The sequence below is a fragment of the Nonomuraea sp. NPDC004186 genome, assembly GCF_053603495.1.
Genome location: NZ_JBSGFQ010000106.1, coordinates 22319 through 43317, shown reverse-complemented (window position 1 = coordinate 43317; position 20999 = coordinate 22319). Strand labels below are relative to the sequence as shown.

Sequence of the window (20999 nt, the reverse complement as noted above, 5' to 3'; positions counted from 1 at the left end):
CTGGAACGTCGTCGTCCGCGCGGCCAGCGCGGCGGCGACCGTGAAGGTGTCGGGCCGCCCCCAGCCGGCGCCGATGAGCGCCCCGCTCCACCCGTACTCCTCGACGGCCCTGGCGTGGCCGCTGAGGGTCTCCAGGCTGTTGTGGTCCGCGACCACGTCGTCGCCGCGATGCCCCGGCTGGGCCTGGTTCGGGATGTACCAGAGGAACTGAAGGCTCATCGGTGGATCTTCCTGTTCTGCTCGGCGTGCGGTGTGACTCGGATCACGTAAAAAACCTAGTCTTCATGTAGGTAAAGTGTAGATTGCGTTCAGGTTGCTTCGATACTCCAGGCGCGAGATTGACTTCGCTTTCTTCGCCGGCGCGCTGTGTCAGCGCTGACTGGCTGTCGCACCCGTCCGCATGTGAGTGCCCATCAAGCAACGAGGAAAGTTCATGTCAGACCTTCGCAGTTCCATCGAGCGCGCCGCGCCGAAGCGCAAGAAGTGGCCCTGGGTCGCCGGCGCCGTCGCCGTCCTCCTCATCACCGGGACGGGTTTCGCCCTCACCCGGGGCGACGGCTCCAGCGCCAAGGCCGTCGGCAACGGGACACCCGTTCGCGGTGGCACGCTGCAGTTCGCACTGATCGACTACCAGCGCAGCCCGGACCCGCAATGGGGTACGAACTATGCCGAGTCGCTCATCGGCAACAACATCACCGACAAGCTGACCTGGCAGGACCCGAAGACGGGCCAGATCACGCCGTGGCTGGCGAAGTCGTGGGAGTACAACAATGACCTGACCGAGTTCACGTTCCACCTGCGCAAGGACGTCACGTTCAGCGACGGGACCCCGTTCGACGCCGAGGCGGTCAAGGCCAACTTCGACCAGTACGTGCACGGCGACCAGAAGCTGGACATCCTCCCCAACGGCGCCGCCCTGCTGTCCGGGTACATCGACACGCGGACCCCTGACCCGTACACCGCCGTCGTCCGCTTCAAGAAGCCGCTCGCGAGCTTTCTGCAGGCCTCGTCCTTCACCGCCAACGCGCAGCCCGGTTTCCTGTCGCTCTCGACGCTGAAGCTCAGCGCGCAGGAGCGGACGGACCCCAAGAAGGTGATCGGCACCGGCCCGTTCGTGTACGAGTCGTGGGAGCCGCAGGTCAAGACCGTCCTGGTCAAGCGCAAGGGCTACAACTGGGCCCCGCCGGCGCTCAAGCACCAGGGCGAGGCGTACCTGGACAGGGTCGTGCTCAACACGATCCCGGAGGCCAGCGTTCGGACCGGCTCGCTGACGTCCGGCGCCATCGACGCCACGCTGGACGTGGGCACCACGGACGAGAAGTCGCTGGCCGGCCAAGGCTTCAAGATCATCTACCGGGGCGTCTCCGGCACCGCCATCCTGTTCAACTTCAACTCCCAGCTGTTCCCGACCAGCGACGTCGCGGTGCGCAAGGCGATCCAGCTCGGCTGGGACCGTGAGGCGATCAAGAAGACCGTGCTCACCGACTCCTACTCCATCGCGACCTCCGTCCTCGCGCCGTCGGTTCCCGGATACGCGGACTACAGCGGCTCGGTCCTGAAGTACGACCCCGACAAGGCGGGGCGGATCCTCGAAGAGGCCGGCTGGAAGGAGGGGCCGGACGGGATCCGGGTCAAGGACGGCAAGAAGCTCGTGGTCAAGCTGCTCGGCATCAGCAACCTGGTGGTGAACAAGCCGGCTTACGAGTCGATCCAGCAGGACCTGAAGAAGATCGGCGTCGACCTGCAGCTCACGGTCGTCCCGATCCCCGACTACACGGCCGCCCTGGCCAAGGCCACGACCGACTGGAACGTCACCGCGTCCAACCGCTCGCGCAACGACCCGGCGGTCCTCAACCTCCAGTACAGCCCGCAGCTCGGCAACGTCACGTATCTCACGAAGGACTCCACCGGGATCGACCTGGACGAGGTCACGCAGACCGTGGGCAAGCTCGACACCACGCTCGACACGGCCGCGCGCACGCAGTACGCCAAGGCGGCGCAGGACCTCCTGCTCGACAAGTACGCGCTGGTGAACCCGGTCTACAACCCGTCGCAGGTAATCGCCCACGCGGACTACGTGCACGGGATCGTCTTCGACGCCCAGTCCCGCAACCACTTCGTGGACGCGTGGAAGAGCAACGGGAAGTGACGCGCTATCTCGCTCTGAAGGCAGGCCGGGCCCTGTTCGTGGTCTGGGCCGCGTTCACCCTGACCTTCGTCCTGCTGTTCGTGCTGCCGGCCGACCCGGTGGACCTGCTCTTCGACCCCGCCGAGATCAACAGCATTCCGCCGGAGGTCCGCGAGCAGGTGGCGGCGGGCTACGGCTTCGACAAGCCGGTGATCCTGCAGTACCTCGGCCGGCTCGGACACGCGTTGACCGGCGACTTCGGCAACTCGGTGCAGTCGGGGCGGTCGGTCGCCGCCACGATCCTGGACGCACTGCCGAGCACACTCGTCCTCGCGTCCGGCGCCCTCGCGCTGGCACTGCTCATCGCCTTCGTGATCGCGCTCGTCGCGACCTGGACCCGCCGTGAATGGGTGCGTCATCTGGTCGAGGCACTGCCGTCAGGTGCGGTGTCGGTGCCGGTCTTCCTGTCCGGCATCCTGGTGCTGCAGATCTTCTCGTTCCGGCTGGGCTGGTTCCCGGCCTTCGGCGACAGCGGCGCGAAGAGCGTCGTCCTGCCGCTGGTCACGCTGGCCATCCCGGTGTCAGGCCCGATCGCTCAGCTCCTCGTCCGCAGTTTCGCGACCGAGTTCCGCTCCGGCTACGTCACGACCAGCAGAGCGAAGGGCGCCACCCGCGGCGGCATCATCATCCGCGACGTCTTCCGCAACGCCGGCCTGCCGGCGCTCACCATCGCCGGCGTCACGTTCGGCAACCTGATCGCCGGCTCTGTCATCACCGAGACCGTCTTCGCCCGCAAGGGCATCGGCCGGCTGACGCAGTCCGCGATCAACACGCTGGACGTCCCGCTGGTGCAGGGAATCGTCGTGCTCACGGCGGCCGGCTTCGCGTTGATCAACCTGATCGTCGACCTGATCTACCCGCTGCTGGATCCGCGGCTGCGGGCCACCCTCGCCGCCGCGTGAACGGAGAATCGTGATGACCGTCGAACTCGACGCGCTCGGCGCGGGTGGCCGGCCCGGCTTCGCCCGCCCGCTCGTCAAGCGCCTCGGCGAGCTCGCGCGGCAGCCGATTCTCGTCGCCTCGTGGATCGTCGTGCTGGTCGTGATCGGCTGGGCCGTCGCCCCCGGCCTTTTCACCTCGTACGGCCCCTACGACGGCGACACCGCCGCGAACTTCGCACCGCCGAGCGCGGAGCACTGGTTCGGCACGGACCGGCTGGGCCGGGATCTGTTCGCCCGCAGCGTGTACGGCGCGCACACGACGCTGACCGCGACCCTGCTGGCGGTCCTCATCGCCTTCGGCCTCGGCACGGTCGCCGGGCTGGTGGCCGGCTTCTTCGGAGGGGTCGTCGACACCGCTGTCATGCGGGTGGTCGACGTGTTCCTGGCGATCCCCAGCCTGCTGCTCGCGATGGTGGTGGTCTCGGTCCTGGGCTACTCCACGCAGAACATCGCCCTGGCGGTCGGCATCTCCTCCATCGCGTCGTTCGCGCGGGTGATGAGAGCCCAGGTGCTGGCGGTCGTGACCCAGGACTACGTCAAGGCGGCGTACGGCCTCGGCGTCGGCCGGCTGGGCGTGATGATCCGGCACGTCGTGCCCAACTCGCTCAGTTCGGTGATCGCGCTGGCCGCGCTGGAGGTCGGAACGGCCGTGCTCGCCGTCGCCTCGCTCGGCTTCCTCGGTTACGGCGCGCCGCCGCCGCAGCCGGAGTGGGGCCTGCTGGTGGCCGAGGGCCGTGACTACGTCGCGGTCCACCCCTGGGCCTCGATCATGCCCGGCGTGGCGCTCGCGATCGTCGTCATCGCCACTCACCGCATCAGCACCTCGTACCGGAAGGAGCACCGCCGATGACCGACCCGTCCAAGGAGCCGCTGCTGCGGATCAACGGCCTTGCGATCGACTATCGGACGGGGCGCCGCCAGTGGACGCCCGCCGTCCGCGGCGTCGGCCTCCACGTGGGGCCCGGCGAGTTCGTCTCGCTCGTGGGGGAGTCCGGCTCCGGCAAGACCACCCTGGTCCAGGGCGCGCTCGGCCTGCTTCCGGCCTCCGCGCGGATCCGGGCCGGCTCCATCGCCTACTCCGGCGTCGACGTCACCGACTGGAACGACCAGCGGATGGCGCTGGTACGGGGCAACTACGTCGGCTTCATACCGCAGGACCCCAACACCTCGCTCAACCCGGTCAAGAAAATCGGGCAGCAGGTGATCGAGGCGGTCCGGTTCAACGAGCCCGAAGCCGGCAACGCGGCGCAGCACGAAGATGCCGCGCTGGAGAGCCTGCGCACGGCAGGTCTCAAGGACGCTGAGCGGGTGTTCCACCAGTACCCCCACGAGCTCAGCGGCGGCATGAAGCAGCGTGCTCTCATCGCGATCGCGCTGGCGGGCAAGCCGAAGATCATCGTGGCCGACGAGCCGACGAGCGCGCTCGACGTCACCGTCCAGAAGGTCATCCTCGACCACCTGGTGCGGCTGCGCGAGGAGCTCGGCATCGGCATTCTCCTGGTCACCCATGACCTCGGCGTCGCGCTCGACCGCTCCGACCGGATCCTGGTCATGCGGGACGGCGAGATCGTGGAGGAAGGCCCGGTACGCCAGGTCCTGGAGAACGCGGCCGACGACTACACCCGCCGGCTGCTCGAAGCCGCTCCCGCGCGGCACGCCGGCCGGCTCGAGCCGACGTCGGGCACACGGGCGGTCACGCGGCCGATCCCTGGCACCGCGTCGGTGGCGTTGGAGGCGCACGCGCTCACCAAGACCTACCACCTGCGCGGCCGCGGCCGGCGGCGCGAGCTGCGCGCGCTGGACGGCGCCGGCCTGGTCGTGCGCAAGGGCACCACGCACGCCATCGTCGGTGAATCCGGCGCGGGCAAGTCGACGCTGGCGAGCATCCTGGCCCGCTTCACCCCAGCCGACAGCGGCACGGTGCACATCGGCGACCGCGAGCTGACCGGACTGCGCCGCGGGCAGCTGCGGGAGATCCGCCGGGACCTGCAGTTCGTGTTCCAGAACCCGTTCACCTCGCTCGACCCGCGGTTCACGGTCGGCAGGATCATCGCCGAGCCGCTGCGCGCCTTCGGCCTGGCCGCAGGCAGGGCCCGGGTGGTCGAGCTGCTGGAGGCGGTGGCGCTGGACGAGAGCTACCTGGACCGGCTCCCGGGCCGGCTCTCCGGCGGGCAGCGGCAGCGGGTCGCGATCGCGCGGGCGCTCGCGCTCAACCCCGGGATCCTGGTGCTCGACGAGGCGGTGAGCGCGCTCGACGTGTCGGTCCAGGCCCAGATCCTGCAACTGCTGGTGGATCTGCAGGCCGGGTTCGGGCTCAGCTACGTGTTCGTGACGCACGATCTCGGCGTCGTACGGCTGATCGCCGACGACGTCACGGTGATGAAGGACGGCGCCGTGGTCGAAACCGGCCCGGTCGAGCAGGTGTTCCGCGCGCCCGAGCACGACCACACCCGGGAACTGCTGGAGGCGATCCCGGGAGCCCGGCTCGCCGTCGCACGTTAAGGAGCGATCGTGCTGCACATCAACGTCAACATCCTCAACGCGGGCGTCTTCGGCGGCTCGTGGCGGTTCCCGAACACCGACGGCACCGCCGGCTACACGATCGAGCACTACACCTCGATCGCGAAGAAGGCCGAGGAGGCCAAGCTCGACGCGGTCTTCCTGGCGGACGGCCCGTCGCTCGACCCGAACATCAGGCACCGCACCGCCAACAACCTGGAGCCGACGACGGTACTGGCGCGGATCGCCGCCCAGACCGAGCGGATCGGCCTGATCGGGACGTTGTCGTCGTCCTACAACGATCCGGTCGAGCTGGCGCGCCGGCTCGGCGACCTCGACCACGTCAGCGGTGGCCGCTTCGGCTGGAACGTGGTGACCACCGCCGGTCCGGTGGCGGCGCGCAACTTCGGGCGCGCCGTCGAACCCGAGCACGCGCTGCGCTACCGCCGCGCCGCGGAGTTCACCGAGCAGGTGATCGCCGGCTGGGCCGCCCGGACCGAGCTCGTCTCGCCGCAGGGCCGGCCGGTCGTGGTCCAGGCCGGCGGCTCCGGCGACGGCCGCCGGCTCGCCTCGCGGGTCGGTGAGGTGATCTTCTCCGCCGACCAGGACCTCGACCACGCCCGCGCGTTCCGCGCCGAGATCCGCGGCGGCGCGGTCGAGTTCGGGCGGCGACCCGAGGAGATCGTGGTCCTCCCCGGGCTGTCCACCGTCGTGGGCAGCACCGAGGCCGAGGCCAGGGCCCGGCGTGAGCTGCTGGACGAGATCCTCCCCGACGCCTATGCCCGCAGCCGGCTCGCCGGTCAGCTCGGGATCTCCCTCGACGGGCTGTCCGACGACGAACCGATCCCGGCCGAGCTGCTCGTCGACCCCGACGAGGCCGGTGGTTCGCAGACGTTCTACCGGGTCGTCAAGGCGATCATCGACAGGGAGCAGCCGACGCTCGGCGGGCTGCTGAAGAAGCTCTCCGGCGGCGGCGGTCACCGGATCGTCGTGGGGACGCCGGAGCAGATCGCCGACGACATCGAGCGCTGGTTCCGTGCGGGTGCGGCGGACGGCTTCAACGTGATGCCCGACGTCCTGCCGTCCGGTTTCCATGACTTCGCCGACCACGTGATTCCCGAGCTGCGGCGCCGTGGCCTGTTCCGGACCGAGTACGACGGGACGACCCTGCGCGACCACCTCGGGCTCGGTCTCCCCGCGGTGCCGTCCGGGGGCCGGCCGAGGACCGCCGGCTCGCTCCGCGACCTGTCCCTCAATCGGAAGTGATCTCCTCATGAGTACAGCCATCCAGCTCGCCCTCGCGGTCGGGGAGCCGACCGGCCGGCGGCCCGGCGGCCCGGCGCTGGTGTCGCTCTCCGACGCCGCCGTCATCGCGGCGGTGGCCGAAGAGGTCGGGGTCGCGGCGATCCGGCTCATCGACGGCCCCGACGACAGCGGGGCCGCCGGCCGGGCGCTCGACCCGACCGTGGTGGGCGCCTACCTGGCCGGCCTCCATGGCGGCGTCGGCTACATCGCCGAGGTCCCGACGACCCGCAACGCGCCGTACAACCTCGCCCGCCGGGTGCTCTCCCTCGACCGGGCCACCGGCGGCCGGTCAGGCGTCGCTCTGCGCGCGGGCGGAGGCGACGAGGTGAGCCAGGCCACCGCTCCGGACCCCGGTGCGACCGACCCGGCCCGGCGCTGGACGGAGTACGCCCACCTGCTGACCCGGCTGTGGGAGTCCTTCCCGCGTACGGCGCTGATCGGCGATCAGGAAGCCGGCATCGTCGTCGAGGACACGCGTATCAGGCCGATCGACCACGAGGGCGCCTTCTACCGTGTCGCCGGTCCGCTGGACGGGCCGTCGTCGGTGCAGGGCCGCCCGGTCATCGTCGCCGATCTGGGCACCCTCGACGCGACGGCGGTCGCGGAGTCCGCGGACGTCGTCGTGGTGGATCGGGAGCAGGTGGCCGATGCGGACGCCGCGCTGACGGAGGCGCTGCGGCGAGCCGGTCGTTCCCGAAAGGACGTCGCGCTGCTCGGCCGGGTCGAGCTCGGGCTCAAGGGCCCGGCCACCGGTGACGATCTTCGCGCCTGGGCCGAGGAGCACCGGCTGGACGGATTCGAGCTGGTGCCCACGGGCGGCGCCACAGCGGTGATCGCCGCCCTGCGGGCGCTGGTGCCGAGGCCCGTGTCGGCGCCTCCCACCCTGCGGGCCGCGCTGGGCCTGCCCGAGCTCGTGGCGGTGGCGGCATGATCGACAGCCCTGTGATCTACGCGGTCCAAGGAATCCGCGCCGCGGTCTCCCCGGTCCTGGCACGCCTGCGCGCCGGGGCACATGCGCGGGAGCTCGCCCGCGAGTACGCGTTCGACGACGTCCGCGCGCTCGCCGAGCAGCGGATCACGCTGATCGGCATCGCCGAGGACGACGGCGGCGCCGGCGGCACGCTGCGGGACGTGATCGACCTGATCATCGCCATCGCCCGAGCCGACTCCAACGTGGCACAGGCGCTGCGCAGCAGTTTCCTCACCGCCAACCAGGTGGCGAGCCGGCGTGATCTGCCCAACCGGGCGGTGACCCTGCGGCGGCTGCTCGACGGCGACCTGTTCGCCGGCACCGCCAACGAGCGCACCGGCGGCGCCAACGGATCCGTCAACACCACCATCCGGCGTGACGGCGACGGGTACGTCATCGACGGCGAGAAGTACTACTCGACCGGCGGCCTGTACGCGTCGTGGTTCTCGGGCCTGGCCAGGGACGAGGACGGGACCGTGCTGAGCTTCACGGTTCCGGTTGACCGCGAGGGCGTGGAGCGGCTCGACGACTTCGACGCGGTCGGCCAGCGGCTGACCGCGAGCGGCACCACGCGGCTGAAGAACGTGCGTGCCCACGGGCACGAGGTCGTGGCCCGCGACAACGCCCGGCTGGACAACCCGTGGCAGGGCTCGTTCGCCCAGCTCTACCTGGCGGCGGTCGAGGCCGGCATCGCCGCCGCGGCGCTCGACGACGCGATCTGGTTCGTCCGTGAGAAGGCCCGGCCGATCAAGCACAGCACGGCGGGCAAAAGCGTGGAGGACCCGTACGTGCGCGAGACCGTGGGGGAGATCGGCGCCCGGGCCCTGGCCGCCCGGTCGGCGGTCCTGGTCGCCGCCGAAGTGCTGGAGGGCGTGCGTGGCCTGACCGGCCCGCGGGCGCGTGCCGCCGGCGCTGAGGCCGCGGTCACCGTGGCACAGACCGGCGTGATCGCCATCGACTCCGCGCTGCGCGCCGCCGAACTGCTCTTCGACGTCGCGGGCGGCTCGATCACCAACCGTGACCTCGGCTTCGACCGGCACTGGCGCAATGCCCGCACGGTCGCCAACCACAACCCCAGGCAGTGGAAAGCGGCGGTGGCGGGTGCGTACCACCTGACCGGCGAGGACCCGCCGACCACCGGCCTGTTCTAGAAAGGAATCCGATGACCATCAAGGCCGGCCGGACACTCGGCCGCACGGGCGTCCTGGTCACTCCTCTGACGCTCGGCACCATGAACTTCGGCCGGTGGCAGGAGGAGGGTGAGAGCATCAAGATCATCCATGCTGCCCTCGACGCCGGCATCACGGTTCTCGACACCGCCGATGTCTATGCCCAGGGCGTGTCGGAGGAGATCGTCGCCAAGGCGATCAAGGGCCGCCGCGACGACGTCTTCCTGGCCACCAAGTTCCACGGACAGATCGGTGACAACCCCCAGCACGCCGGCAACTCGCGCCGCTGGATCGCCCGCGCCGTGGAGGACAGCCTGCGCCGGCTCGGCACCGACCACATCGACCTCTATCAGGCGCACCGGCCGGACCCGCACACCGACCTGCTGGAGACGCTGCAAACACTCAACGACCTGATCCGCCAGGGCAAGATTCTCTACTACGGCACCTCGGTCTTCCCCGCGCACCAGCTCGTCGAGGCACACTGGCTGGCCGAGAAGCACGGGCTCATCGCCCCGCACACCGAGCAGCTGCCGTACTCCCTCCTCGTCCGCAGTGCCGAACGGGAGGTCTTCCCCGTGGCGCGGAAGCACGGCGTCGGCATTCTCGCCTACGGCCCGCTGGCCGCCGGCTGGCTGTCCGGAAAGTACCGGATCGACGGCGAACAGCCGGAGTCGGCACGCGCCGACCTCATCCCCGGCCGGTTCGACATCGGACTCGAGCGCAACCGGCGCAAGCTGGCCGCCGCCGACGCGCTGGCCCGCCTCGCGGAGGACAACGGCCTGACGCTGGTCGACCTGGCCCTGGCGTTCGCGCTCAACCACCCGGCGGTCAGCAGCGTGATCATCGGCCCGCGCACGCTCGACCACCTGGAGAGCTACCTCAAAGCGGCCGACGTCGAGCTCGGCGACGACATCCTGGACCGCATCGACGAGATCGTCGACCCGGGCACCCACTTCCTCGAGCGCGACACCGGCCGTGACACCCCGTCCCTCCAGCCGGCCGCCCTCCGACGGAGGATCCGCTCATGAGCCGCGAAACCTACACCGCGAGCGAGGACCGCTACGAGAAGCTGGAGTACCGGCGCGCGGGGAACTCCGGTCTCGACCTTCCGGCCTTCTCCTTCGGCCTGTGGCAGAACTTCGGCACCGACCACCCCTACGAGACCCAGCGCGAAATTGTGCTGCACGCCTTCGACCTGGGCATCACCCACTTCGACAACGCCGACCGGTACGGCCCGCCGCACCGCGCCGCGCAGCAGCTCTTCGGGGAGGTGCTCAAGCGGGACCTGGCCCCGTACCGTGACGAGCTGATCCTGTCGACCAAGGCCGGCAACCCCATCGGCCCCAGCCCCTACTTCAAGGGCGGCTCGCGCAAGTCGCTGCTCGCCTCGCTGGAGCACAGCCTGCGCGACCTGGGCACCGACTACGTCGACGTCTTCTACAGCCACAGCCCCGACCTGTCCACGCCGCTGGAGGAGACCGTCGGCGCCCTCGTCAGCGCCGTGGAGCAGGGCAAGGCGCTGTACGCCGGCATTTCCAACTACGCCCCCGAGCGGGCACACGACGCGGCCGAACTGCTGCGACAGGCGGGAGTGCCGCTGTTGGTCCACCAGCCGCGGTACTCGATCTTCGACCGCCGGCCCGAGTTCAACGGCCTTCTCAAACTGGCCGCCGAGGATGGGTTCGGCCTGGTCGTCTACTCGCCGTTGGCGCAAGGGCTCCTCACGGGCAAGTACCTCGACGGCGTTCCGGCGGGAGCGCGTGCGGGGAACAGCACCTTCCTCTCGCCCGACGTCATCGACGACACCTACCGGCAGCGGGCCACCGCGCTCAACCGGATCGCCGAGCGGCGCGGCCAGTCGCTGGCGCAGCTGGCGCTGCAGTGGGTGCTGCGGCAGCCGCAGGTGACCTCGGCACTCATCGGAGCCAGCTCGACCTGGCAACTGGATCACAACGTCAAGGCGCTCGACTTCCCGCCGCTGACGGAGGAGGAGCTGACGTTGATCGACGAACACGGCGTGCACGGGACCGGGGTGAAGCTCTGACATGGCTGACCTGATAGGGACCGGCGTCGAGGACGGCCGGCCGTTCCGCCTGGGCTTCCTGCTGCACCTCGACAGCGACGTGCCGCCGGCCCGGGCCTACCGGGAGGCGATCGACCTGTTCGTGGCCGCGGAGGAGCTGGGCTACGACTCCGGATGGGTCATCCACCGGCACTTCCGGCAGGGCAACGAGCACGTCTCCGCGCCGCTGGTCGTGCTCGCCGCGATCGCCGAGCACACCACGCGGATCCGGCTGGGCACCGGCGTGCTGGTGCTTCCGCTGGAGGATCCCCTCAAGATCGCTGAGGACGCCGCGACGCTCGACGAGCTCAGCGGCGGCCGGCTCGAGCTCGGGGTGGGATCGGGTCCCTTCCCCGGAGCGTGGGAGGCGTTCGGGAAGGACCTGGCCGACCGGCACAAGCTCTTCGACGCCTCGGTGGAGCGGCTCCACGAGGTGCTGGAGGGGGTGGCGCTCAACAGCCTCGGCGAGGTGCTCCACCCGCCCGGGGCCGGTGTACGGCAGCGGCTGTGGCAGGCCACCACCGGCGACCCGGCGCTGGCCCATGCGGCGGCGGCCGCCGCCGCCCGCGCCGGTGACGGGCTGCAGCTCTCGCGCGCCACCGGCTGGCGTGGCAGCACCGTGCGTGAGGCTCAGCAGCGGCAGGCCGAGTGGATCGCGGCCTACCGCGCGGCATGGGGGGAGTCCGGTCGTCGGCCCCGGGTACAGGTCTCCCGAGCCGTCTACCCCCACCCCGACCGGGCTGAAGCGATCCGATTGGTCACGCCCGGCGCCCGTCGTTGGCAGAACTGGCTGTCCTCCAAGCGTGAGGTCGCGGGCCTGAGCGTCGAGGAGTACCTGGAGGCCGACCGCGCTCTCCTTGGACCGCCGGAGGATCTCGCGGCCGAGCTGGCCGCCGATCCCGCGTTGCGGGAGATCACCGACCTGCTGGTGAGCTTCGTCCCTGGTGTGCCCGAGTTCGACGAACACGTCCGGCTGCTCGCCGCCGGCGCCCAGGAGCTGGCGCCCCTGCTCGGCTGGCGTCCCGCGCCATGATCCGGCGGTTGGCCGGCGAACGAGTACGGGAGGGGACGCATGACCATTGACAACGCCACGTTCACCGTCCGAACCCTGCCTTATGACCATCCGGCGGCCGGGGAGCTGCGCGCGGCCATGCGGGAGGAGATGGGCCGGCGCTACGCCGACAGGCCGGCGGCCGACCCCGGCCGCCTTCCCGCCGGGATGGCCGTGCGGGCGGAGTCCGTGTTGTTCACCGGCGTCGCCTTCGACGCCAGGCGACCTGTCGGGCATGTGCTGCTGCGCCGCCTCGGCGAGGAGGTCGAGCTCAAGCGGATGTACGTGGCGCCGTCGCTCCGGGGGAGCGGGGTGGCGCGGTTCTTGCTCGCGGCGGCCGAGGAGGCCGCGCGCGAGTTGGGCGCGCGACGCGTCATCCTGCAGACGGGGGACCGGCAGCCCGACGCGATCCGCCTGTACGAGCGGGAGGGCTACACTCGCATCCCGATCTTCCCGCCCGCGTCACGCTGCCCGCGGCCGCGGCGATGACGGCGAGCTCCGCGCTGGCCTGGCGGGTGGCACGGCGCTTCGGCCGCCACACGGTCTCGGCAGGGCTCGCGCTGTCGGCCTGCGCCATGCTCGCGAGCGGTCTCGCCGGGCTGTTCGCTCCCCGGGCCGCCTGCCCGTGCTGCTGGCGGTGTGCGCCATGTGCCAGAGCGCCGCCGCGGGGCTGGTCATCTCGCCTCTCCAGGCGTCGGTGCTCCAGCACGCGCCGGCGGAGGCGGCCGGAGTGGCGGGCGGCATCCTCCAGATGGCGCAGGCCTCTCAAGGTGACCTCCGCCCGGCGGACTGGACGACGATCGGCCTGGTCGAGGACGACTTCGGACGCTTCGAGGGCAGGTGGCTGATCGCTCGGCGCAAGGTGTCACCGATCGCCGGGCTGGTCGCCGCCGGGTCCCCCGCCGCTGCCGCCGGCGGCGCGGACAGCCGCGGACTGAGCGGCAACTCGATTATCCTGCGAGGAGCTTTTGGGTGATCTCGTGCAGGCGGGTCGCCTCCGCAGGGTCGAAGGCGCCGGTGTCGGTGGGAACGCGTTCGCCTTCCAGGACCGCGGTCAGTCGTGCGGGCGGATTGTCGAGGTAGGGCAGGATCTGTGCGACCGCCTGTGCGGTGGTCTTGCCGATGGTTCTCAGGCGTTCTATCTGGGCTGCGGTTGCCTGGTCGTATTCGCCGGCGAAGCTGGTGGTGACGACGCCGGGATGGTTGAGCACGTATCGGATGGGTGTGTCGTGGTGGATCCGGGCGAAGCTGACGCCGAGCAGGTCGCACAGTTTCGCGCTGTGGCCCAGTGCGCCGGTCCCCGGGTAGTCGCGCCGCAGTTGCAGGTCGTCCCAGCGTACGGGGCCGGTTTGGCCGGCTCCGCCGAAGTTGAGGATGATCGGGTGCGGTGCCCGGCTCAGTGGCCCGACCAGGCCGTGGCTGAGCAGGAACCGGCTGAGGTAGTAGAGCGCGAAGTTGCTCTCGAATCCCTCCGCGGTCTCCACGCGGTTCGAGCGGTGGTACCGCGCGCCGAGTACGAGGACGTCGATGCTCGGGTAGGTCCGGGTGATCCAGGCGAGGGCACGTTCGTTCTCGGTGACGAGACTCAGGTCCGCTCGCAGGAAGCGGGCGCGGCCGCCCGCCCCGTGGCCGGTGGCGGCGTCGAGGAAGGCCTGGCCCTTCCCGCGGTCGCGGCCGATGACGAGGACCTGGTATCCGCGCTCCAGATAGGTGTCGGCCAGTGCCCTGCCGATGCCGTCGTTCCCGCCGGTGATCACTGCTGCGGACATTATCCCCCACCTCCATATATTTACTTTGAGAAATCAAAGCACTGGGAGTGGCGGCACCACAAGCGGCTCGGGTTCGGCCGGGGTCAGTGAGGATCGGTGAGACCAGGCGTGGTGCGCATGCCGTCGAGCATGTGCTCCTGGACCCGCAGCAGGACATCGGCGGCTCGGTCGAGCTCGGCCGGGTCGGTGCCGGAGAGGATGTCCTGGAGCAGGTCGCGCCGCGTGGTGCGGACCTGGGCCACGGTGGCGCGGCCCGCGTCGGTGATGGCGATGAGGGTGACCCTGCGGTCGTGCGGATCCGGTATTCGTACGACGAGGCCGTCGGTGCGGAGCCGGCGTAGCTGCAGCGAGACCGTCGACATGTCGATGTGCAGGCACTCGGCGATGTCGGAGACGCGCATGGGCTCGGCGACGTCGAAGTGCTCCAGCAGGCGCAGCTCGCTGCCGGGCAGATCGCACCCCGAGCGACGCGCCACCTCGGCCTTGACGTGCTTGCTCTCACTCCACCGCACGACGGCCGACACCGCTACCTCGAGTCGAGCCAGTGCCGCCCGGTCGGAATGACTCACCATGCCATCGTAGAGCGCCACCTTACGGCAGCGGTCCCGGCGCATGGGGAGCGAGGCCTCCGACGGAAATCCCTGTTGACCATATCGGAATTGCGGGTAAGGGTAAGAGGACCGGTAGAGGGAGGCCCGATGAGCATCACCGACGAGCTGGTCGCCAACGCCGAGCGCTATGCCGAGTCCTTCCGGCATGGGGCGCTGGCCCTGCCGCCTGCCAAACGGGTCGCCGTGGTGGCCTGCATGGACGCGCGGCTCAACGTCTACGGCCTGCTCGGTCTGGGAGAAGGGGACGCTCACGTCATCCGCAACGCGGGCGGCGTCATCACGGCGGGTGAGCGCCGCAGTCTGGCCATCAGCCAGCGGCTGCTGGGCACTCGCGAGATTGTCCTGATCCATCACACCGACTGCGGCATGCTCACCTTCACCGACGACGGCTTCAAGCGGGACGTCTACGACGACGTCGGCATCAAGCCCGACTGGGCCGCCGAGGCGTTCACCGACCTGGAGGAGGACGTGATCCAGTCCGTCCGGCGCATCCGGGCGGACCCGTTCATCCCGCACAAGGACGCGATCCGGGGGTTCGTCTACGACGTCAGGACCGGGCGGCTCAGCGAGGTCAAGCCGTAGCCGCACCCGCCATGAGCTCCAGCCCCGGTCGGTGAACGTATTCGAGCGCACGGCACGGCCCGGCCGTGGCCGCCACTCTGCACGATGAGATCGCCGTGCTCGATCGGGGCTGCCTAAGTGCCGCACCCATTCGTCGGCGATGTGCGACGCAGCGCCGTCGAAGGCGCGCTGGCGCGATCCGGCGGGCGAACTGCAGGATCGACAGGTTCTCCGCCGTGGCCTGCTCCCGCCACCGGGCGATGGCGGCGAGCTTGCCGGCGCCGCTCGATGGGGATCGTGCCGCGCTGGCCAGGGGTCCAGCTCCGTCTCTCCGAGGTGGCCGACCGGGTCCGCTGTACAGCCGCCACTATGACGTCTCGATGGGTTGACATCCGAGTATTCCTACCTGAATAGTGGGTTAGAGTTCGCCATGAAGGAGCACCCATGAGGGAATTCCCCCATCCCTTCAACCGGCCCGCCCTTCCGGGGGCCACCGATTTGACCAGGCGGGTCCTGCTCGCCGGGACAGGAGGGGGAGCCCTCTCGCTCTTGCTGGCCGCCTGTGGCGCAGGCGGCGGGGCTCCGCTGACCGGCGCGGACAGCGGGGCTCTTCAGTCCGGCGCGGACGCCAACGCCGCGGCGTCCGCGCCACCCCGACGCGGCGGGACCCTGCGCGCGGGCTCCCCTCCACCGCCGACCGCCGTGGACCCCGTCACCATGTACGACGGCTCGGCCATCGCCATCGTCCAGCTCGTCGCCGACTACCTGATCTGGCTCGACCGGGATTTCACGCTGAAGCCGCGGCTGGCCGAGAAGTGGGAGTCCGAGGACGGTGGCAAGCGGTGGGCGTTCACGTTGCGCAAAGGCGTCACCTTCTCCGACGGCACGCCGCTCGACGCGGAGACCGTCAAGGCGAGCTTCGACCGGCTGCTCGACCCGAAGTCCAAGTCCGCCGCGCTGTCCGCCTTCGACACGGTGCTGGCGAAGGGCGGGGTGAGCGTGCGCGACGCCGCCACGGTCGTCTTCACGCTCGAACGGGCCTTCTCCGACTTCCCGTATCTGGTTTCGGCGGGCAACTACAACGCGGTGATCCTGAAGAAGGACTACGCGGGCGACTTCACGAAGAAGCCGATCGGCACCGGGCCGTTCCTGCTGGAGTCGTACGACGCGTCGTCGGGGGCCACGTTCACCCGCAACCCGAAGTACTGGGAGCCGGGTAAACCGTACCTCGACGGAGTGAAGATCACCTTCTACGCCGACGACCAGGCTGACCTGCTGGCGCTGCAGAGCGGTGAGATCGATGCGCAGATCCTCAGCCGCCCGCAGCTCGTCGGCCCGCTCAAGGGGCTCGGTGACATCACCGTGGACCAGGTCCAGGGCACCGGTCTGACCGCGTTCACGCTGCGCACGGACCGGCCGCCGTTCGACCGCAAGGAGGCGCGGCAGGCGGTCGCGTACGCGCTGGACCGGCCCGGCGTGAACGCCACCGTCTACGACGGCATCGGGGCTCTGGGCAACGACCACCTGTTCGCCCCGCTGTTCCCGGCCGCGCCGGACGGCATCGCCCAGCGCGCCAAGGACCCGGCCAAGGTCGCCGAGCTGCTCGGCGGGCAGCCGCTGAAGTTCACCCTGACGTACGACCCGCCCAGCAAGGACTACGCGCTCACCGTCCAGAACCAGCTCAAGCAGGCCGGCATCCAGGTCGAGCTGGACCAGCGCACCTCGGCCGACTTCTACGGGGGCGACCAGGAGAAGGACACCCCCTGGCTGTTCTCCACCGCGAACCTCGTCGGCTGGGCCGGCCGCGCCACCCCCAGCCAGTTCATCATCCCCATGGTCAAGGGCGGCGGCGTGTGGAACGGCTCCAAGTACGCCAACCCCGCCCTCGATGCGGCCGCCGACGCCTACGACGCCGCCCAGACCCCCGGCGAACGGGCGGTCCAGGCCGAGATCATCGCCAAGGCCCTGCACCAGGACATCCCGGTGATCGTGGCCGTGTGGAGCGGGACCGTCCGCGCCTACAACGGCAGGAAGTTCACCGGCATCCAGGCCCACCCCTCCAGCTACGTCGACTTCAGCTCGGTCTCGCAGGTCGTGTGATGGGCTTCCTGCTGCGCCGGCTGGTGGCCGTGCCGCTGACCCTGCTCGGGGTGTCGGTTCTGGTGTTCGTCACGACCGAGCTGGTGCCTGGCGACGTCGCCCGCACCATCCTGGGCCGCGAGGCGAGCGCCGGGTCCGTCGCCCGCCTGCGCTCCCAGCTCGGCCTGGACCGCCCCCTGCCCGAGCGGTACGCGGACTGGCTGGGCGGCTTCCTCACTGGCCGCTGGGGCCAGTCCTACACGCTCGGCGTGCCGGTCCGCGACCTCGTGCTCGACCGCCTCGCGGCCTCGATGCTGCTGGCGGCGCTGGCGTTCGCCCTGCTCGTGCCGGTCGCGGTCGGGCTCGGGCTGGTCGCGGGCGTCAACCACGACCGGCCCGTGGACCGGCTGGTGAGCGTGACCGGGCTGGCGCTCGGCGCGACGCCCGAGTTCGTGACCGGGGTGGTACTGCTGGTGGTCTTCGCGGTGCGGCTGCGTTGGTTCCCCTCCTCGGCGCAGGCGCCGGACGGCTCCTCCCTGCTCGTCCGGCTGGGCCATCTGGCGCTGCCCGCGCTCTCACTGGTGCTGCTGTGCACCGGATACGTCGCCCGGCACGTCCGCGCCGGCGCCGTGGCCGCTATCGGGAGCGCGTACGCGGGGGCCGCCGAACTGCGCGGCCTCACCCGGTGGCAGGTGGTGCGGCGGCACGTGCTGCGCAACTCCACCATCCCGGCCACCAGCGCGCTCGGCGTGCAGCTGCAGTTCCTGCTCGGCGGGCTGGTCACGGTTGAGCTGCTGTTCAACCATCCCGGGATCGGGGCGCTGCTGCTGTCGTCGGCGGTCGACAAGGACCTGCCGACGCTGCAGGCCACGGCCATGGTGCTGGGGCTGCTGTACATGCTGATCGTGCTCGCCGCCGATGTGGCGTACCGGCTGCTCGATCCGCGAATCCGGCTGGGGGCGGCGTCGTGACGGCCATCGCACTGCCGTTCGCGCGGCGGCACCGGCACCAGGCCGCTCTGGGCATCGGCGCGGCGATCGTCCTCGCATGGGCGGTCGTGGCGGTGCTCTGGCCACAGCTCGTGCCGTACGAGCCGGACCTGCAGGACCCGGCCGCCCGCTTCCTGCCGCCGGGGGGCGCGCACTGGCTGGGCACCGACCAGTTCGGCAGGGACACCTTCTCGCGGCTGCTCGCGGGCGCCAGACCGGTGCTCCTGGTGGCGCCGGCGGCGACCGCGCTGGCGGTCGTGGCCGGGACCCTGGTGGGGCTGGCGGCCGGCACCTACGGCGGGTTGGTGGACGAGATCGTCATGCGGTTCCTCGACGCCGTCGTCGTGTTCCCCTCGATCATCGCGACCGTGCTGGTCGTGGCGCTGGCCGGGCGGTCGGTCACGGTCATGGTGCTGGTCATCGCCGCGTCGTTCGTGCCGATCGTGGCGCGCAGCGTGCGCGCCGCCACGCTGGTGGAGCGGGAGAAGTCCTACGTGGAGGCGGCCCGGCTGCGCGGCGAGCGGTCCTGGGGCCTGACGGTGCGCGAGATCCTGCCGAACGTCGCCCCGACGGTGCTCGTGGAGGCCACGTCCCGCTTCGGCGACGCGATCTTCGCCGCGGCCACGCTGTCGTTCCTCGGTCTCGGACAGCCGCCGGGCTCGCCCGACTGGGGGGCGTCGGTGTCGGACAACCGACTGTGGCTGCAGCTCGCGCCGTGGACGGTGCTCGGGCCCGCAATGGCCATCGCCTCACTCGTGGTCGGGATCGCGCTGGTCACGGACGCGCTACGCGGGCGCTGGGAGGCGTCATGACCGGGCTCAGGATCGAGGATCTGTCCGTCGCCTACGCGGGGAAGGCGGCGGTGCGCGGGGTGTCATTCACGGTGGCGCCCGGTCAGACGTACGGGCTCGTGGGGGAGTCGGGGTGCGGCAAGACGACCGTGGGCCGGGCGCTCGGAGGCCAGGTCGCGCGTGGCGGAGCGATCACCTCGGGCCGGATCGTCGTGGACGGCGTGGACGTGCTCGGGCTGCCGCCCGCGGGCCTGCGGCGCTGGCGGGCGGCGGCGCTGGCCGTCGTGCACCAGGAGGCGAGCGCCTCGCTCGACCCGACCATGCGGGTGGGCACGCAGCTCACCCAGGCGCTGCGGGCGCGCGGTCGCGACCGCCGGGAGGTCCCCGAATTGCTGGAACGGGTGCGCCTGCCTGATCCCCGCGCGATCGCCCGCCGGTATCCGCACCAGTTGTCGGGCGGGCAGCAGCAGCGGGTGGTCATCGCCGCGGCCCTCGCCGCCCGCCCCCGGCTGCTCGTCCTCGACGAGCCGACGACTGGGCTGGACGCGACGGTCGAGCGGGAGATCCTGGAGCTGATCGGCGAGCTGCGGGTCGAGCTCGCCGCGGCGGTGGTGCTGATCAGCCACGACCTGGATCTCGTCGGACGGCTGTGCGACCGCGTCGGGGTCCTGTACGCGGGCCGCCTGGTTGAGGAGGGACCGGCAGGGGCGGTCCTCCGGGAGCCCGCGCACCCGTACCCGGCGGCGCTGCTGGCCGGTACGCCCCGGCTGGGCCGTACCCGGCGCACCCACCCGCTGACCCCCATCCCCGGCCATCCGCCCGTCCCGGGAGAGGAGCTCGCGGGCTGCTCGTTCGCCCCCCGCTGCCCCCGGGCGGCCGCGTTGTGCCACTCCACCGCTCCGGCACCGTCCGCGGTGGCGGTGGCCGGTGTGCCTGTGCCGCCCGTCGCCTCGGGCGTGGCGGCTCTCCACCAGGTGAGCTGCCACCACCCGGGCCAGGCCCGGCGACCGGAACCGCGACCGCAGCTTCCGCAAAGGCAGCCCGCGGAGACGGAACCTACGGAGACGGAACCTATGGAGACGGAGCCCGCCGTGCCGGAGAGCGGGCCGCTGCTGGAGATCCGGGGACTGACGCGCCGGTACGGCAGGACCGTGGCCGTGGACGGTGCCGATCTGGTGATCCGGAGGGGTGAGGTCGTCGGGCTGGTCGGCGAGTCGGGCAGCGGCAAGACCACGCTCGCCAGGGCGGTCGCCGGGCTGGCAGGACGCGGGCCGGGGACGATCACGTTGCACGGACGTCCCCTCCACCCCTCGGTGACCCGCCGGGACCCCGGGCAGCGGCGCGCCGTACAGATGGTCTTCCAGAACCCCTACGCCTCCCTCAACCCGAGCCACACCGTCCGCGTCATCCTGGCCAAGGCGGCCCGCAGCCTCGGCGGCACGCGAGACCCGGCGGACCTGGCGAGGGAGGCGGGCCTCGACGCGTACATCCTTGACGCCCGCCCCGACCGCCTGTCCGGCGGCCAGCGCCAGCGGGCCGCCATCGCCCGCGCCTTCGCCGGCGAACCCGACCTGGTGGTGTGCGACGAGCCCGTGTCCGCCCTGGACGTCAGCGTGCAGGCCGGCGTGCTGCGGCTGCTCGACGACCGGCAGCGGGCCGGCGGCACGTCGTACCTGTTCATCTCGCACGACCTGGCCGTCGTCGGCTACCTCGCCGACCGGATCGCGGTGATGTACCAGGGCCGGATCGTCGAGCAGGGACCGGCCGGGCAGGTCCTGCACGGCCCGCACCACCCCTACACGGCGCTGCTCGTCGGCAGCCGCCGGCCCGGACCTCCGGGCCGGGTGAGTGGCACCGGATGCCCGTTCGCCGGCACCTGCCCCAGCCGCGTCGGCGGACTGTGCGACACGAGCGCGCCACCGGCGCGCGACCTCGGACAGGGGCACGTCGTCCGCTGTCACCTCGATCCCGAGCGGCTCCCACGTCGAGCCGGGAACAGCACGTCACCATAACC

Annotated in this window: 20 protein-coding genes; 17 read left to right on the top strand and 3 right to left on the bottom strand. The window is 71.1% G+C overall.

All coding sequences use genetic code 11. The annotated features are described in order from the left end of the window. A partial coding sequence (locus ACWEPL_RS51265; RefSeq protein ID WP_452440686.1) for an LLM class flavin-dependent oxidoreductase occupies positions 1 to 219 on the bottom strand: 219 nt, incomplete at its 3' end. A 214-nt stretch (positions 220 to 433) separates the two neighbouring features. Here ACWEPL_RS51265 and ACWEPL_RS51260 point away from each other — a divergent pair. The 12 genes from ACWEPL_RS51260 to ACWEPL_RS51205 all read left to right on the top strand — a co-directional run bounded on the left by ACWEPL_RS51260 (position 434) and on the right by ACWEPL_RS51205 (position 13161). Then, the gene (locus tag ACWEPL_RS51260; protein ID WP_452440685.1) at positions 434 to 2149 is read left to right on the top strand and encodes an ABC transporter substrate-binding protein; all 1716 of its coding nucleotides are present in this window, start codon (positions 434 to 436) and stop codon (positions 2147 to 2149) included. After that, the gene (locus tag ACWEPL_RS51255; protein ID WP_452440684.1) at positions 2146 to 3090 is read left to right on the top strand and encodes an ABC transporter permease; all 945 of its coding nucleotides are present in this window, start codon (positions 2146 to 2148) and stop codon (positions 3088 to 3090) included. Before ACWEPL_RS51260 ends, ACWEPL_RS51255 begins: the two co-directional genes overlap by 4 nt. 13 nt (positions 3091 to 3103) lie before the next feature. After that, positions 3104 to 3979, top strand: a complete 876-nt coding sequence (locus ACWEPL_RS51250; protein WP_452440682.1) for an ABC transporter permease — start codon at positions 3104 to 3106, stop codon at positions 3977 to 3979. After that, positions 3976 to 5631, top strand: coding sequence for a dipeptide ABC transporter ATP-binding protein (locus tag ACWEPL_RS51245; protein WP_452440681.1), 1656 nt, complete (start codon positions 3976 to 3978; stop codon positions 5629 to 5631). The genes ACWEPL_RS51250 and ACWEPL_RS51245 overlap by 4 nt, the downstream gene beginning before the upstream one ends. 9 nt (positions 5632 to 5640) lie before the next feature. Then, positions 5641 to 6894, top strand: a complete 1254-nt coding sequence (locus tag ACWEPL_RS51240) for an LLM class flavin-dependent oxidoreductase (RefSeq protein ID WP_452440680.1) — start codon at positions 5641 to 5643, stop codon at positions 6892 to 6894. A 7-nt stretch (positions 6895 to 6901) separates the two neighbouring features. Next, positions 6902 to 7864 (top strand): hypothetical protein, encoded by a 963-nt coding sequence (locus ACWEPL_RS51235; protein WP_452440679.1) that lies wholly within the window; start codon positions 6902 to 6904, stop codon positions 7862 to 7864. Beyond that, positions 7861 to 9054 carry an acyl-CoA dehydrogenase family protein gene (locus ACWEPL_RS51230; protein ID WP_452440678.1) on the top strand — a complete coding sequence of 398 codons (1194 nt, stop codon included), beginning with the start codon at positions 7861 to 7863 and terminating at the stop codon, positions 9052 to 9054. The genes ACWEPL_RS51235 and ACWEPL_RS51230 overlap by 4 nt, the downstream gene beginning before the upstream one ends. Before the next feature lie 11 nt (positions 9055 to 9065). Continuing rightward, a complete protein-coding gene (locus tag ACWEPL_RS51225) occupies positions 9066 to 10100 on the top strand; it encodes an aldo/keto reductase (RefSeq protein ID WP_363985555.1) in 1035 nt (344 codons plus the stop codon). Next, positions 10097 to 11116, top strand: a complete 1020-nt coding sequence (locus ACWEPL_RS51220; RefSeq protein WP_452440677.1) for an aldo/keto reductase — start codon at positions 10097 to 10099, stop codon at positions 11114 to 11116. The genes ACWEPL_RS51225 and ACWEPL_RS51220 overlap by 4 nt, the downstream gene beginning before the upstream one ends. A gap of 1 nt (position 11117) precedes the next feature. After that, positions 11118 to 12167, top strand: a complete 1050-nt coding sequence (locus ACWEPL_RS51215) for an LLM class flavin-dependent oxidoreductase (protein WP_452440676.1) — start codon at positions 11118 to 11120, stop codon at positions 12165 to 12167. A 39-nt stretch (positions 12168 to 12206) separates the two neighbouring features. Next, positions 12207 to 12674: a GNAT family N-acetyltransferase gene (locus ACWEPL_RS51210; protein WP_452440675.1), complete on the top strand. Its 468-nt coding sequence runs from the start codon at positions 12207 to 12209 to the stop codon at positions 12672 to 12674. A gap of 157 nt (positions 12675 to 12831) precedes the next feature. Beyond that, positions 12832 to 13161, top strand: coding sequence for a hypothetical protein (locus tag ACWEPL_RS51205; RefSeq protein ID WP_452440674.1), 330 nt, complete (start codon positions 12832 to 12834; stop codon positions 13159 to 13161). On the opposite strand, the gene ACWEPL_RS51200 is transcribed toward ACWEPL_RS51205, so the two are convergent. Both ACWEPL_RS51200 and ACWEPL_RS51195 read right to left on the bottom strand, forming a co-directional pair. Beyond that, a complete protein-coding gene (locus tag ACWEPL_RS51200) occupies positions 13136 to 13954 on the bottom strand; it encodes an SDR family NAD(P)-dependent oxidoreductase (protein ID WP_452440673.1) in 819 nt (272 codons plus the stop codon). The two genes, ACWEPL_RS51205 and ACWEPL_RS51200, sit on opposite strands and share 26 nt — an antisense overlap. Positions 13955 to 14037: 83 nt before the next feature. Beyond that, positions 14038 to 14526 (bottom strand): MarR family winged helix-turn-helix transcriptional regulator, encoded by a 489-nt coding sequence (locus tag ACWEPL_RS51195; RefSeq protein ID WP_452440672.1) that lies wholly within the window; start codon positions 14524 to 14526, stop codon positions 14038 to 14040. A 126-nt stretch (positions 14527 to 14652) separates the two neighbouring features. Here ACWEPL_RS51195 and ACWEPL_RS51190 point away from each other — a divergent pair, with 126 nt between their 5' ends. The 5 genes from ACWEPL_RS51190 to ACWEPL_RS51170 all read left to right on the top strand — a co-directional run bounded on the left by ACWEPL_RS51190 (position 14653) and on the right by ACWEPL_RS51170 (position 20997). Continuing rightward, complete coding sequence (locus ACWEPL_RS51190) at positions 14653 to 15147, top strand: beta-class carbonic anhydrase (RefSeq protein ID WP_363985569.1); 495 nt, start codon at positions 14653 to 14655, stop codon at positions 15145 to 15147. Positions 15148 to 15570: 423 nt separating this feature from the next. Continuing rightward, positions 15571 to 17226 carry an ABC transporter substrate-binding protein gene (locus ACWEPL_RS51185; protein ID WP_452440670.1) on the top strand — a complete coding sequence of 552 codons (1656 nt, stop codon included), beginning with the start codon at positions 15571 to 15573 and terminating at the stop codon, positions 17224 to 17226. Then, positions 17226 to 18176, top strand: a complete 951-nt coding sequence (locus ACWEPL_RS51180; protein WP_452440669.1) for an ABC transporter permease — start codon at positions 17226 to 17228, stop codon at positions 18174 to 18176. The genes ACWEPL_RS51185 and ACWEPL_RS51180 overlap by 1 nt, the downstream gene beginning before the upstream one ends. Next, on the top strand, positions 18173 to 19006 hold the full coding sequence (locus ACWEPL_RS51175) for an ABC transporter permease (protein ID WP_452440668.1): 834 nt from the start codon (positions 18173 to 18175) through the stop codon (positions 19004 to 19006). The genes ACWEPL_RS51180 and ACWEPL_RS51175 overlap by 4 nt, the downstream gene beginning before the upstream one ends. Continuing rightward, positions 19003 to 20997: a dipeptide ABC transporter ATP-binding protein gene (locus tag ACWEPL_RS51170; protein WP_452440667.1), complete on the top strand. Its 1995-nt coding sequence runs from the start codon at positions 19003 to 19005 to the stop codon at positions 20995 to 20997. The genes ACWEPL_RS51175 and ACWEPL_RS51170 overlap by 4 nt, the downstream gene beginning before the upstream one ends. Positions 20998 to 20999: the final 2 nt, after the last annotated feature.

Excerpts from the sequence above, each read along its gene's own strand:
- ACWEPL_RS51215 (WP_452440676.1), top strand. The coding sequence starts at position 11,118 with ATGGCTGACCTGATAGGGACCGGCGTCGAGGACGGCCGGCCGTTCCGC.
- ACWEPL_RS51260 (WP_452440685.1), top strand. The coding sequence starts at position 434 with ATGTCAGACCTTCGCAGTTCCATCGAGCGCGCCGCGCCGAAGCGCAAG.
- ACWEPL_RS51245 (WP_452440681.1), top strand. The coding sequence starts at position 3,976 with ATGACCGACCCGTCCAAGGAGCCGCTGCTGCGGATCAACGGCCTTGCG.
- ACWEPL_RS51225 (WP_363985555.1), top strand. The coding sequence starts at position 9,066 with ATGACCATCAAGGCCGGCCGGACACTCGGCCGCACGGGCGTCCTGGTC.
- ACWEPL_RS51190 (WP_363985569.1), top strand. The coding sequence starts at position 14,653 with ATGAGCATCACCGACGAGCTGGTCGCCAACGCCGAGCGCTATGCCGAG.
- ACWEPL_RS51220 (WP_452440677.1), top strand. The coding sequence starts at position 10,097 with ATGAGCCGCGAAACCTACACCGCGAGCGAGGACCGCTACGAGAAGCTG.
- ACWEPL_RS51235 (WP_452440679.1), top strand. The coding sequence starts at position 6,902 with ATGAGTACAGCCATCCAGCTCGCCCTCGCGGTCGGGGAGCCGACCGGC.
- ACWEPL_RS51170 (WP_452440667.1), top strand. The coding sequence starts at position 19,003 with ATGACCGGGCTCAGGATCGAGGATCTGTCCGTCGCCTACGCGGGGAAG.
- ACWEPL_RS51210 (WP_452440675.1), top strand. The coding sequence starts at position 12,207 with ATGACCATTGACAACGCCACGTTCACCGTCCGAACCCTGCCTTATGAC.
- ACWEPL_RS51185 (WP_452440670.1), top strand. The coding sequence starts at position 15,571 with ATGAGGGAATTCCCCCATCCCTTCAACCGGCCCGCCCTTCCGGGGGCC.
- ACWEPL_RS51205 (WP_452440674.1), top strand. The coding sequence starts at position 12,832 with ATGTGCCAGAGCGCCGCCGCGGGGCTGGTCATCTCGCCTCTCCAGGCG.
- ACWEPL_RS51250 (WP_452440682.1), top strand. The coding sequence starts at position 3,104 with ATGACCGTCGAACTCGACGCGCTCGGCGCGGGTGGCCGGCCCGGCTTC.
- ACWEPL_RS51180 (WP_452440669.1), top strand. The coding sequence starts at position 17,226 with ATGGGCTTCCTGCTGCGCCGGCTGGTGGCCGTGCCGCTGACCCTGCTC.
- ACWEPL_RS51195 (WP_452440672.1), bottom strand. The coding sequence starts at position 14,526 with ATGGTGAGTCATTCCGACCGGGCGGCACTGGCTCGACTCGAGGTAGCG.
- ACWEPL_RS51230 (WP_452440678.1), top strand. The coding sequence starts at position 7,861 with ATGATCGACAGCCCTGTGATCTACGCGGTCCAAGGAATCCGCGCCGCG.
- ACWEPL_RS51200 (WP_452440673.1), bottom strand. The coding sequence starts at position 13,954 with ATGTCCGCAGCAGTGATCACCGGCGGGAACGACGGCATCGGCAGGGCA.